We start from the raw sequence: 12,592 nt of genomic DNA, 5'->3' as shown, positions 1-12,592 counted from the left end.
AGGCGCGGTACCAGTCTTGTTGTACTGAAACAAAGCCCCGCAGGGCTTTGTTTTCAACGGGGATTACTCCTCGTCGACAACTGCCTGATAACCCTCTGCATCCAGCAGATTGTCCAGTTCAGACAGATCGGAAGGCATGATGCGGAAGAACCAGCCATCACCATAGGCGTCGCTGTTCACCAGCTCAGGGCTGTCTTCCAGCGCATCGTTGATGGCAAGCACTTCGCCGGACAATGGCGCATAGATGTCGGATGCCGCTTTCACGGATTCGGCCACTGCGCAGTCATCACCGCTGCTTAGCTCGGTGCCGACTTCCGGCAGTTCCACAAACACCATGTCACCCAGCAGTTCCTGGGCATGTTCGGTGATGCCGACGGTGTAGCTGCCGTCGTTTTCCTTGCGGATCCATTCGTGTGAAGAGGTATACTTCAGTTCGCTTGGAATGTTGCTCATTGTTCGTTGTTCCTTTCCCGTGTTTCAGAATGCTTGTTTACCGTTGCGTACAAAGCTTGGGGCAATCACTTTAACAGCCACCCGTTTTTTACGCATGTCGACTTCTGCCGTATTGCCAATGGTGTTTGGCACCCTGGCCATGGCAATAGAATAGCCCAATGTGGGTGAGAAAGTACCGCTGGTGATCACGCCCTGTTGCTCGTTGCCAGCCGCATCAAGGAAGTACACATTCATGCCATGGCGCAGCACTCCTTTTTGCTCCATCACCAGGCCCACCAGCTTTTCCGTGCCCTGCGCCTTAATGGCGCAAAGGGCTTCGCGGCCAATGAAATTGCGCTCGGCAGGTTCCCAGGCAATGGTCCAGCCCATGTTGGCTGCCAGCGGGTTAACGCTTTCGTCCATGTCCTGACCATAGAGGTTCATGCCGGCTTCCAGGCGCAGGGTATCCCGGGCACCAAGACCACAGGGCACAACGCCAGCCTCAAGTAATTGCTGCCACAAAGCTTCGGCTTCTGATACGGGCACCATGATTTCGTAGCCAGCCTCACCGGTATACCCGGTGGTTGCCACAAACAGGCTGCCGGCCTGGGTGCCAAAAAAGGGTTTCATACCGGCAATGGCAGCATTTTGCTCATCGCTGAACACGCTGGCGGCCTTGGCTTTGGCATTGGGGCCCTGCACCGCAATCATGGCCAGCTCCGGGCGTTCGGTAATGCTGACATCGAATGCCTTGGCTTGGGTGGTAATCCATGCCAGATCTTTTTCCCGGGTGGCCGAATTCACCACCACGCGGTAATGGGTGTCGTCCAGATAATAGGTGATCAGATCGTCAATCACGCCAGCGTTCTGGTTCAGCATGGCGCTGTAAAGGGCTTTGCCGGGCGTGGTCAGTTTGGCCACATCGTTGGCCAGTAACTGACGCAGGAATGCGCAAGCATCATGGCCGCTCACATCCACAACGGTCATGTGGGATACGTCAAACATGCCGGCGTCCTGACGCACGGCGTGGTGTTCTTCAATCTGGGAGCCGTAGTTAAGGGGCATGTCCCAGCCGTGAAAGTCCACCATCTTGGCGTGGGATTCCAAGTGTTTGTTAAAGAGTACGGTTTTATTAGCCATTGTTATCCCTTCTGTTGGTGGCTACAGGCATCAGCTACTGCCAATATCTGTTTGAAGTGCCCGAAAAGTATACATGGTGTAACAAATATGTATAAATGGTAAATTTCTAATGCGAAATTTTATGGATTAGTTTTTCTAATGTGTTGCATGAACAGGAACGCTCGGTGGCACAACCGTGATGCGATAAATAAAAACGCCCGAAAAATCTGATTTTCCGGGCGTTTTGTTAAGTTCGGTTTAATATTGGTGCGGCGTCAGCCGTCGGCACGGCAAAGGGGTGGCAGGTTGAATTTCTGTCCCATTGCCTGTTGCATGAACACTGTTTTCACGGGAGCCGCATTATTGACCAGGTTCAGCCCCATATCCCGCAGGGCTTTTTTCAGGGGGTTGGCACCGCTGAAGAGCTGTTTCAACCCTTCCATGGCGGCCACCATCTGCAGGGCATCGGCTTTGCGCCAACGCTCCAGCGCCCGTAAATGTTCATAGGCACCAATGTCTTTGCCATCGTCAAACAACCCGGCCACCACCTCAATAATGGCCGCCGCATCCAAAAAGCCCAGGTTCACGCCCTGCCCTGCCAGCGGATGAATGGTATGGGCCGCATCCCCGGCCAGCAGCAGCCGGTGGCGGGCAAAATGCCGGGCATAGCGCATTCTCAGGGCAAAACTCTGACGCTCACTCACCAGTTCGCATAGCCCGAGCTTGCCGTCAAAAGCCGCGGTGAGTTTACGGCTGAACTGCTCCGGTGGCAGTGCCAGCAGTTCTGTCACCTGCGTGGGTGGCAGTGACCAGACAATGGAGCACAGGTGTTCATCGTATAAGGGCAAAAATGCCAGTGGGCCATCTGCGGCAAAGACCTGCCGGGCACACTCGCCATGGCTGAGCTGGGTGCGGATGGTAGCCACAATGGCGTGATGATCATAATCCCAGAAGGTCAGTGGGATTTTGCACTGTTGCCGTACCCAGGAGTTGGCGCCGTCTGCGGCAATCACCAAGGCGGCAGCCAGACTGTCGCCATTGTCCAGCATCAGCCAGGCTTCCCGCTCGCCAAAGGCCAGGCGCTGCACCCGAGTGTTTTCCAGCAGGGTGAGGGCGTCATGTTCCGCTGCCCGCTGTGCCAGTGCGTAGTGAATGGCGTCGTTTTCAATAATCGCGCCCAGCGAGTGGGCACTGAGCTGCTCCGCATCAAACTGGATGCTGCCCATGCCGTCTTTGTCCCACACTTCCATTTTGCTGTAAGGGGCAATGCGGGATGAGGGAATATTGCCCCAGGCTCCCAAGCGCTCCAGCAGGCAGCGGCTGGCTTCATTCACGGCGCTGACCCGCAGTTTTGGCTCGCCCGTTACCGGCGCTGCCGCTGCGGCATCCACCACCAATACCGACAAACCGCGCTCGGCCAGCCCGCAAGCGGTTGCCAGCCCCACCATACCGCCACCCACAATGGCCACATCATAGCTTTGCGATTTAAACATCAGCCTCTCCTTGCAAATGCGATACAGGCTTCACGGCCGTGCCAGCCCATGGCCCGGCGCGCCACCGGCACTTTTAGTGGCGGTAACCATGAGAGCAAACGCAATCCAAGATTACGCCCGGCCACCAACGGCCAGTATTGGTTGGAAAATCCCCGCACCAGACATTCGATGCTGCTTATGGTGTCATGGCGATCGCCATGGCGACATTGCAGATAGTCATGAATCACCTGCGCTGAGCCCACATCACCGCCTTGTTGCAGCACGGATGTAAGCACTTGCAGCAACCCGCTCACATCCCGCAGCCCCAGGTTGAAGCCTTGTCCGGCAATGGGATGCAGGGTCTGGGCGGCATTGCCCACATAAATGGTGCGATGATATGCCGGCCGCGCCATGTAACTGAGTGTCAGCGGATAGCTGTGGCGCTGTCCAACAGCGGTAAACTGCCCCGCCCGGTAGCCAAACGCCTGTTGCAGCGCCTGCAGGAAATCTTCATCACTGAGCGCCAGATGCGCGGCAATCGCCTGCTCGTCCATGGCCCATACCAGCGACAACCTTGCCTGCCCCTGACAATCGGCCATGGGCAGCAGGGCAATGGGGCCATGTTCGGTAAAGCGCTCCCACGCCATGCCCTGATGAGGCCGGTTGCTGGCCACATTGGCAATGATGGCGCCCTGTTCAAAGGTCGTCACCGCTTGTGGCTGCTGTTGCAACTGGCGCACTTTGGAGTTGGCGCCATCGGCAGCCACCAGCAAACGGCAATGGAGCTGGCGGCCGTCGCTTAAGGTCAGTGTATGACGCTGTTGCTCGCTGTGAATGGCGGCAAGTTCCAGCGGGCAGTACACGGCTACCGATGTTTTTGCCAGAGCGGCAAACAGCGCCTGGCCGACTTGTTCAAGCTCAACCACCGCGCCCAGCGTAGGCAGATGCAGGCTCGATGCATTGATTTCGGTCATGCCGAAATGGCCACGGTCAGACACATGAATATCGTGAATGGGGCTGCCAAGATGCGACAGCAACGGCCAAATGCCCATGCGCTGCAAGGCGTAACGGGAGCCATGGGCAATGGCAATGGCCCGGGCGTCAAAGCCCGACTGCCCCTGCCCGGCTGCATGGGCTTCAATCAGGGCTATCTTCAGCGGCCGTTGTAGTTGTTTACTCAGCTGATAAAGTGCCAGCGCCAGTGACGCGCCCACCATGGCGCCGCCCACAATGGCAATATCAACTTCAGTGGATTGCGGATTCATTGATCCCTCACCGGGCTGCAAGCAGCCATCAGTATTAATGCAATATGCCAGGTTCTTGGGGTTCTGCCTCTGTTTGCGGATGCAAGACAAATTCGGAGTAGCACAAAATGGCAGACAAGCGGACAAACTCCAGCAACTCCTGGAATGCCTGCTCACATTCGTCATCTTCGGTCACGTTAAGATCCACCTGGGTGATCTCCGCCAAATCCTTGATGACCTCCTGCACATCGGCAGAAGCCTGATTGAGCCGGGGCTGGGCAATGGCAATGCCGGTAAGGAAACTCTGGGCCCACAGCGACAGGGCTTCAAGGCGCACCGCCAGGGCTTCTTCCTCTTCGGGAAGCAATAGCGCGAAACCGAATTCTGCATCCTGCAGCCGGTTCACCGTGTCCTGGGCCAGTTCCTGGATCAATCCGGCCAGTTCCTGAGGCAAGGCTTGTCCGTCGTTCATCAATTCAAGCAACGGTTTGTGCCAGTCTTGCGACTGTACCGCCCCGCCACAAATAATGCCCACCAGCGCACCGTGCACCTCTACCGGATGCTGCCCGATGTCGGCACTGTCCAGCGCGGCCTGGAGATTGTCAATTCGTAATGAAGGAGGAGTTGCCATAACCAGATTGTCCAATAGAAAAATTCTTTGTCATGCTATCAGAACTGCACCCCAGCACCAAGGCCAGCAAGGGAAACTGCGGGGATTGCCCGGATTTTTTACAACTGCTCAGGGAATGGGCAAACACACGGTTGCAATGGCAAACTGTGCCCGGGTAACTTGCACTTTACAGGCGGGGCTTATATAGTCCGCCACAAGAGCCTGGTAAAAGGAAAAACGTGCAAGATGAGTAACTGTGCTGTGGAAATCACCCTGATGGGCCGCACATACTCTATCGCCTGTCCTTCAGGTCAGGAGCCGGCCCTGCAGGCGGTGGCCCGTAAACTGGATCAGCAACTGGCCCAGATAAAAGCACGCACCCCCAGCCTGAGTCGTGAAGACATGGTATTGATGGCAGCCCTCAATATCGGCCATGAGCTCTATGAAGAACAACATAAAAATCAGGATTATATGTCGCAAATGGACAAACGCATCCACTTGCTGCAACGCACGCTGGAACAAGCACTGGTTGAGCGCAGCGCCAGAGAAGACTAAACTGATAACAAGGGCAAACGCCCAGCAAGATTTCCCAGATTTGCTCCCTGGGGTGTACGATAGTCGGTAATGTCCCTGTGCCGATATTTTTGAAACAAAGGGCTACTTTCTTACTGACATTGCGCATGCTCGGCTCGGACCGAGAAGCCTTAGGAGGTAACCAGCAGCCCGCCTTGAACTTTAGGTTCAAGGGCTTACACCGACACCGGCATCACCGGGGAGCATCCCAATTTGACCACCATGACCGCATTACCCGCCACCAGTCCCCGTCATCACGCCGCGCACCACCCACAGTGGTCGGCCCGGGATAACGCTTGCTTGTTACTCAGGCGGGACATTCGCAAACAGCGCCGGGAGTTGTCGGCCGCATTTCAACAACAGGCCGCCAGCAGCGCCAAAGGGCAACTGCTGCAGTTGCTGGATGAGCAAGCCAATGCCGGACAGCCTGTCAGCACCATGGGGCTGTATTTCAGTTGTGATGGCGAGCTCGATACCAGCCCCTTGTTTGATGCCCTATGGCAGCGGGGAATACAGACCTGCCTGCCAGTGCTACACCCTTTCACGCCCGGCAATTTGCTGTTTTTGCACTACCATGCCAACACCCCGATGCGCAGCAACCGCTTTGGCATTGCCGAGCCGCAGCTGGACGTTAGCCGCATAGTGCCAACGGCAACCCTGGATTTGCTGTTAACGCCGTTGGTGGCTTTTGATGAACGCGGCAATCGCATGGGCATGGGTGGCGGTTATTATGATCGCACCCTGGGTTGGCTCCCGGGCCATGCGCTGGCGGTGGGTTACGCTCACGACTGCCAGCAAGCCCCGGCCTTGCCCCTTGCCCCCTGGGATAAACCGCTGCCATTGATCATCACCCCCACCCGGATATGGGATAACCGCCCATAAGTTTGCGCACGGCTCAAGCGGACGACATCCCGCTCACACCAGCCACGCCTTCCCCATTAACGGCCAAAGGCCGCGCGCAGGCGCCCAATCCCCGTCAAGAGCAACAGCACTACGCCACCGGCCAGCATGCCGGTTAACAGTTGCAGCAACAAAGGCAGCAGGCCATGCAGCAGCGCCCCCACATGGGCCAGCGACAATGCGGCTTCGGCCACATCATGCTGCCATCCGGCCAGCGGGGAAATGCCATGAATCAAAATGCCACCGCCCACCAGAAACATGGCGAGGGTTCCCACAACGGTGAGCAATTTCATCAACTTGGGAGCGGCCGTCACCAGCATCATGCCCACACGCCGCAAGATGCCATGCCACGCCGACTGCCCCTTGCGGCGACTCAGGTACAACCCCATGTCATCCAGTTTCACAATGCCCGCCACCAAGCCGTACACCCCTGCGGTCATCACCAAGGCGATAATGACCAGCGTGGACACTTGGGTGACAAAAGCCTTGTGAGCCACAATGCCCAGGGTCAGGACGATGATTTCGGCCGACAACACAAAGTCGGTACGAATGGCGCCTTTGACTTTTTGCGCTTCCCAGGCCCGCAAGTCCTCAGGCTCAATGCCCCCAATGCCCTCGGTGGCTGCCGCCACAGGCGTGGGGTGCTTATGGGTCAGTTTATGCCAGACTTTTTCAAACCCTTCGTAACACAAAAAAAGCCCGCCCAGCATTAACAGCGGCAGAATGAGCCAGGGCACCACCGCACTGATCAGCAGCGCCAGCGGCACCAAAATCACCTTGTTGCGCAGCGAACCTTTAGCCACGGCCCACACCACCGGCAATTCGCGTTCGGCGCGCACACCGGCGACCTGTTGGGCATTAAGGGCCAAATCATCGCCCAGTACGCCGGCCGTTTTTTTCGCCGCCACTTTACTCATTACCGCCACATCATCAAGAATCGAGGCGATATCATCCAGCAACATCAGCAGACTTGCTCCAGCCATCAACAGCTCCCGGTGGTCATTGGTTTTTCTGGTGTGTGAAAACATGTTACCCAAGCCCAAGCACCTGCGCAGTAAATATCGATTTTTATGGGGCAAAGCTGCCACAAACACAGGCATGAGCGGTTATAATGACCGCAACTTCTCCCCTTTCTACTGGATGATGAAAATGACGCAAGATGAACTGAAAAAGGCTGTCGGCTGGGCGGCACTCAAATATGTGGAACCTGACACCATTGTGGGCGTAGGCACCGGCTCAACGGTGAACCACTTCATTGATGCACTGGCCACCATGAAAGCCGAAATCGAAGGCGCGGTTTCCAGCTCCGAAGCCTCCGCCGCCCGCCTGAAAGCCGCTGGCATTCCGGTATTTGATCTCAATACGGTTGACGCCCTGTCGGTGTATGTGGACGGCGCCGATGAAATCAATGCCCATAAAGCGATGATCAAAGGCGGCGGTGCGGCACTGACCCGGGAAAAAATCGTGGCGGCCGTGGCGAAAAAGTTCGTTTGCATTGTGGATGAAAGCAAACAGGTGGACATTTTGGGCGAATTTCCGCTACCGGTTGAAGTGATCCCCATGGCCCGCTCTTATGTGGCCCGCGAGCTGGTAAAACTGGGGGGTGACCCGGTATACCGTGAAGGGGTGGTTACCGATAACGGCAATGTGATCCTGGATGTCTATAACCTGAGAATCCTCGACCCTCACGCACTGGAGCAGCAGATTAACAATATTGTCGGGGTGGTTACCGTAGGCTTGTTTGCCGCCAGAGGCGCCGATACCGTACTGGTAGGCACCCAAAATGGCGTGGTGACACTGGCCTGATGCCGGTGTGAGCCACACCTAACGGCCTTTACCCAAAGATAAAGCCGCTGCGGATGCCAGCGGCTTTTGTTTGGAGCCAATGCTTGCTGTCTTTGACTACCCGCATCAACACGGCTTGGCGGGTTACAACCTCAGACGGCTTAGCGCAGGGTTTGCAAACGGGCATTGCCCCCGGTCCATTGGGGGGTGCTCATGTCCATTTCACGTTCATCAATCATGGTGATGTAACCGTTATCCGGGTTCAGCATCAGTTTTACCGTGTATTTGAACGGACGGGGCTGGGTATGCTCGTCAAACACAATGTCAACATCACAGATGTATTGGCTGCCTTTAAGCACTTCTTGCTGCAATTTCAGAAAGTTTTGTTGTGCCAGTGGCGACAGCTGATACTGATATTGGGATCTCACCTTGGTGGTGAAAATCCAGCTGCGGCGGATGGGTAAAATCTCCTTTGACAACAGCTCCAGCGGAAAGGACAGATGCTGCACGCCCTCTGCGGTATTGAGCTGGGCGCTCAAGGTCACGTCCTTGAGTTTGACAAAATCATCCACCACCAAGCTGGCCCGAATTTGCGTGGGATCCAATGCGGCGAAATCCTGTTCATCAAAGGTGGCGAAATGGGTCAGGGTAGATAATGGCGCAGAGGAACAGCCTCCGAGCAGCAAGGCAAAACACACAACTAAATACTTCATTCGACTTTTATCTCCTCGCAACAACCCTTCAGCGGGTTGCGCGGTCAACTGCCCCCAAAGACAATACACAGAATTTTATCGGTGTTGTAAAGATACCAACAAATTATTTACGTCTTTTGTATACAATAAGAGCTGAATGATTAAAAAATGTGGTCTGTGTTCGATTATTCCCCGGCAAAGTTTTACTTTTTTGATCCGCTTAACCTTAGCAAGGCTCCAACTGCTCCACCATCAGCTGCAAATTGGTATGCCCGCGAAACTCATTGACGTCCAGTTTGTATAACAGGCGCACGTAATTGATGCTGGCATCCGGCCAGATGCCAAGATCCACATTAAAGGCGATGGCATCAGCCATCACGCTGCCATCTTCGGTTTCCAGTACCAGTTTCAGATGTTTTTCTCCCACAAGGCGCTGCTGCAGTATGTGAAACACCCCATCAAACATCGGCTCGGGGAATGCCTGGCCCCAGGGGCCTGAATCCCGCAGTAACTGAGCGGTGTCCAGCGTAAATGCCGCAGGGGGAAGTTCGCCGTCAGACCACAGCTCGCCTTGCAAGTCTGCCTCGGCCAACAGCTCACGCACCGTGCTGTCAAAAGCGCTGGCAAACTCGTCAAACGCCTCTTTTACCAACGTCAGGCCAGCGGCCATGGCATGGCCGCCAAACTTGCGGATCATCCCCGGATGACGGCTGTTAATCAGCTCCAGCAGATCCCGCATGTGCAGGCCGTTAATGGAGCGGGCCGACCCCTTGATTTCATGCTCGGCGCTTTCGGCAAAGGCAATCACCGGGCGGTGATAGCGGTCTTTAATCCGCGAGGCCAAAATGCCAATCACCCCTTGGTGCCAGTCCGGCTGATAGAGGGAGATGCCCCACGGAAGCTGCTGCTCGGTAAAATCCAGCGTCTGCAAAAACTTGAGGGCTTCTTGCTGCATGCCGGCTTCCAGCTCCCGGCGCTCGCTGTTAAGGCCATCAAGCTCCGCTGCCATGCGCCGGGCCTGATACAGGTCATCGCACAACAAGGTGGCAACCCCCAGCGCCATGTCATCCAGACGGCCAGCCGCATTCAGCCTGGGGCCCACGGCAAAGCCGAAATCCGACGCCACCAAACGGCCAGGGTCACGCCGTGCCACTTCCAGCAGTGCGGTAATGCCCGGGCGGCATTGGCCGGCCCGCACCCGCTTGATGCCGGCTTCCACCATGATGCGGTTATTGGTATCCAGCGCCACCACGTCTGCCACCGTGCCCAAAGCCACCAAATCCAGCAACTGCCCCAAATTGGGCACTGCCAGCCCGTGGGCGGCAAAATAATTCCGTTGGCGCAGCTCTGCCCGCAAGGCGCTCATCAGGTAAAAAGCGACCCCTACCCCGGCGATGGATTTGGAGGCAAAGCCACACCCGGCCTGATTGGGATTGACAATGGCATCGGCTGCCGGCAACTGCTGCCCCGGCAAATGGTGATCGGTAATGATGACATCCATGCCCGCCGCTTTCGCCGCCGCAACGCCGTCGATGGAGGAGATGCCATTATCCACGGTGATCAGCAGCTGCGCCCCCCGCTCACGGGCAACCGCCACGATTTCCGGACTCAGGCCATAGCCGTAATCAAAACGATTGGGGATTAAAAAGTCACAATTTGCCGCACCCATCATCCCCAGCGCCAACAAGCAGACACTGGTGGAGGTGGCACCATCCGCATCAAAATCCCCCACAATGATGATCCGCCGACGCTGCTGCAAGGCGTCAGCCAGCAAACGGGCGGCATCGTTCAAGCCCAGCATGGTATCCGGTCGCAATAAACGGCCGAGCACCAGCTCGCAGTCATCGGCGCACAGGCCGCGGCTGGCATAAATCTGTTTCAGAAGTGGGGGTAAATGGGCGGGTAAATGGCTGTCATCCACTTTAGGACGACGTACGATTTTCTTGATCACAAGGACGTCACTGCCTAAAAAATTCTGCTGGCAAGATAACAAAAAGGCGAGCCCTTTGCTCGCCTTTTTAAGCGTGAACCTGCCTGACTAGTGTGCTTGCAGGCTTTGCAGTAACTGCTCTGGCGGCACATAACCCGGGATCATGGTGCCATCTTCCAGGATCATGGACGGCGTGCCATTAATCCCCATTTGGGAGCCGATTTTGTACTGCCCGGCAATATCCGCATCGCATTTGGCCAGCGCAATGTTTTTGCCGGCCTTGGCATCATCCATGGCTTTTTTCGGATCTTTGGAACACCACACGGCTTCCATTTCATCGGCTACCACTGATGGCACGCCCTGACGGGGGTAAGCCAGATAGCGGATGGTAATGCCCAAATCATTGTACTGCTGCATCTGGTTGTGCAACTTGCGGCAATAACCGCAGGTCACATCGGTAAACACGGTCACCACGTATTTTTCGTTTTTGGCTTTATATACCAGCATTTGGTCTTCAAACGGCTTGATCAGTGCCAAACGCGGACCGGCCATGGCCACTTCCGTGAGGTTTTTCATGCCGTTTTCCAGATCATAAATGTTCCCGTGAAGCAGCTTGCTGCCGTTTTCGGTAACGTACACAACCCCGCGACTGGTCACCGCCTGCAGCAGCCCGGGAATGGGCGCGGCAGAAAGGGATTGTATGTCCATGCCGAGTACCTTACTCAATTTGTTTTTTAGTTGTTCGTGCTGCCCGGTGGCACTCGCACCTTGCGCCAACGGGGCAATGGCCAGTGCCAGACAAAGAGAAAGCATAGGGGTTAACTTCATGGAAATTCCTTGTTTGCGGTCTGCTAAATACCAGTTTCTACAGTTGAGACCGGTAACGAGCTTGAAAGTTACCGCCAAGCGCCAAAGAAAGCAACTCCATCACCCCCGGGGGTGATGCTCGGCATGCAACGCCTGCAGGCGCGCATTGGCTACATGGGTGTATATCTGGGTGGTGGACAGGGAGCTGTGTCCCAGCAGTAACTGCACCACCCGCAAATCGGCGCCGTGGTTCAAAAGATGGGTGGCAAACGCATGGCGCAGGGTATGGGGCGACAGGGCTTTGCTGATCCCGGCCCGCTGGGCATACAACTTGATACGGTACCAGAATGTCTGGCGGGTCATCATGCGGCCCCGGCTGGAAGGGAACAACACATCACTCTGCCCGGCCACCAGCAATGCAGCACGCTGCAATTTAAGGTAGCGGCTCACCACATCAATGGCAACCTCCCCCATGGGCACCAGCCGCTCCTTGCCGCCCTTGCCGGTAATCCGCACCAGCCCCTGACGCAGGCTTATCTGCTCCAGGGTCAAGCCCACCAGTTCCGTCACCCGCAACCCGGTGGCGTACAACAGCTCCAACATCGCTTTATCGCGCCCTTCCAGGGTGTCGTCACCGTCCGGTTCTGCCAGCAAGGCTTCCACGTCTGCTTCGCTGAGGGTGTCGGGTAATTTTCGGGGTAACTTGGGAGAGGCTATCAGCGCCATCGGATCATCGCCGATTAGCTGCCTGATGAGCAAAAAACCGTAGAAGCGCCGCAAACTGGACAGCAAACGGGCACTGGAACTCTTGGCAGCGCCATTATCGTAGCGCAATCCGAGATAATCCTGGATGACGTCCCGCCCGGCCGCCAACAGCGACAACTGCCGCTGCTGCAGGTAAGCGTCAAAATGCAGTAAATCGCTGCGGTAGGCACTCAGCGTGTTGTCGCTAAGCCCCTTTGTGGACCACAACTCATCGAGGAATCCTTCAATGAGCGGGTCCGGAACATAGGATGGCGTTGCCATGG

At 56.2% G+C, this 12,592-nt stretch carries 13 protein-coding genes and 1 other RNA gene; 4 read left to right on the top strand and 10 right to left on the bottom strand.

What is annotated here, in order from left to right:
* Window positions 1-63: 63 nt before the first annotated feature.
* The 5 genes from gcvH to ACIDEJ_RS04040 form a co-directional block, all read right to left on the bottom strand.
* Complete coding sequence (gene gcvH, locus ACIDEJ_RS04060; RefSeq protein WP_411986815.1) at window positions 64-453, bottom strand: glycine cleavage system protein GcvH; 390 nt, start codon at window positions 451-453, stop codon at window positions 64-66.
* A gap of 24 nt (window positions 454-477) precedes the next feature.
* Window positions 478-1,572: a glycine cleavage system aminomethyltransferase GcvT gene (gene gcvT / locus ACIDEJ_RS04055; protein WP_411986814.1), complete on the bottom strand. Its 1,095-nt coding sequence runs from the start codon at window positions 1,570-1,572 to the stop codon at window positions 478-480.
* 254 nt (window positions 1,573-1,826) lie between these two features.
* Complete coding sequence (locus ACIDEJ_RS04050; RefSeq protein ID WP_411986813.1) at window positions 1,827-3,044, bottom strand: FAD-dependent oxidoreductase; 1,218 nt, start codon at window positions 3,042-3,044, stop codon at window positions 1,827-1,829.
* Window positions 3,044-4,288, bottom strand: a complete 1,245-nt coding sequence (ubiH, locus tag ACIDEJ_RS04045; RefSeq protein ID WP_411986812.1) for a 2-octaprenyl-6-methoxyphenyl hydroxylase — start codon at window positions 4,286-4,288, stop codon at window positions 3,044-3,046. Before ubiH ends, ACIDEJ_RS04050 begins: the two co-directional genes overlap by 1 nt.
* 34 nt (window positions 4,289-4,322) lie before the next feature.
* The gene (locus ACIDEJ_RS04040) at window positions 4,323-4,898 is read right to left on the bottom strand and encodes a UPF0149 family protein (RefSeq protein ID WP_411986811.1); all 576 of its coding nucleotides are present in this window, start codon (window positions 4,896-4,898) and stop codon (window positions 4,323-4,325) included.
* A 225-nt stretch (window positions 4,899-5,123) separates the two neighbouring features.
* On the opposite strand from ACIDEJ_RS04040, the gene ACIDEJ_RS04035 reads away from it, so the two are divergent.
* From ACIDEJ_RS04035 to ACIDEJ_RS04025, 3 genes are all read left to right on the top strand, one after another.
* On the top strand, window positions 5,124-5,432 hold the full coding sequence (locus ACIDEJ_RS04035; protein ID WP_411986810.1) for a cell division protein ZapA: 309 nt from the start codon (window positions 5,124-5,126) through the stop codon (window positions 5,430-5,432).
* 41 nt (window positions 5,433-5,473) lie between these two features.
* Window positions 5,474-5,657, top strand: a non-coding RNA gene (gene ssrS / locus ACIDEJ_RS04030) — 6S RNA.
* 15 nt (window positions 5,658-5,672) lie between these two features.
* Window positions 5,673-6,332, top strand: a complete 660-nt coding sequence (locus ACIDEJ_RS04025) for a 5-formyltetrahydrofolate cyclo-ligase (RefSeq protein WP_411986864.1) — start codon at window positions 5,673-5,675, stop codon at window positions 6,330-6,332.
* 56 nt (window positions 6,333-6,388) lie between these two features.
* Here the strand turns inward: ACIDEJ_RS04025 and ACIDEJ_RS04020 are convergent, their stop codons facing one another.
* Window positions 6,389-7,333 (bottom strand): DUF808 domain-containing protein, encoded by a 945-nt coding sequence (locus ACIDEJ_RS04020; RefSeq protein ID WP_411986809.1) that lies wholly within the window; start codon window positions 7,331-7,333, stop codon window positions 6,389-6,391.
* A gap of 166 nt (window positions 7,334-7,499) precedes the next feature.
* Between ACIDEJ_RS04020 and rpiA the strand changes: the two genes are divergently transcribed.
* Window positions 7,500-8,156: a ribose-5-phosphate isomerase RpiA gene (gene rpiA / locus ACIDEJ_RS04015; RefSeq protein ID WP_411986808.1), complete on the top strand. Its 657-nt coding sequence runs from the start codon at window positions 7,500-7,502 to the stop codon at window positions 8,154-8,156.
* Window positions 8,157-8,296: 140 nt separating this feature from the next.
* On the opposite strand, the gene ACIDEJ_RS04010 is transcribed toward rpiA, so the two are convergent.
* The 4 genes from ACIDEJ_RS04010 to xerD form a co-directional block, all read right to left on the bottom strand.
* Window positions 8,297-8,848, bottom strand: coding sequence for a hypothetical protein (locus tag ACIDEJ_RS04010; protein WP_411986807.1), 552 nt, complete (start codon window positions 8,846-8,848; stop codon window positions 8,297-8,299).
* Window positions 8,849-9,053: 205 nt separating this feature from the next.
* A complete protein-coding gene (gene recJ, locus ACIDEJ_RS04005) occupies window positions 9,054-10,778 on the bottom strand; it encodes a single-stranded-DNA-specific exonuclease RecJ (RefSeq protein ID WP_411986806.1) in 1,725 nt (574 codons plus the stop codon).
* Between the two features lie 87 nt (window positions 10,779-10,865).
* Window positions 10,866-11,585 (bottom strand): bifunctional protein-disulfide isomerase/oxidoreductase DsbC, encoded by a 720-nt coding sequence (dsbC, locus tag ACIDEJ_RS04000; RefSeq protein WP_411986805.1) that lies wholly within the window; start codon window positions 11,583-11,585, stop codon window positions 10,866-10,868.
* Between the two features lie 99 nt (window positions 11,586-11,684).
* Window positions 11,685-12,590, bottom strand: coding sequence for a site-specific tyrosine recombinase XerD (gene xerD, locus ACIDEJ_RS03995; protein ID WP_411986804.1), 906 nt, complete (start codon window positions 12,588-12,590; stop codon window positions 11,685-11,687).
* Between the last annotated feature and the right edge of the window lie 2 nt (window positions 12,591-12,592).

It is taken from the genome of Shewanella mytili, from assembly GCF_046765975.1.
Classification (GTDB): Bacteria; Pseudomonadota; Gammaproteobacteria; order Enterobacterales; family Shewanellaceae; genus Shewanella; species Shewanella mytili.
Note: the sequence above shows the minus strand (reverse complement) of the source record. Positions and strands in the feature narration are given on the sequence as shown.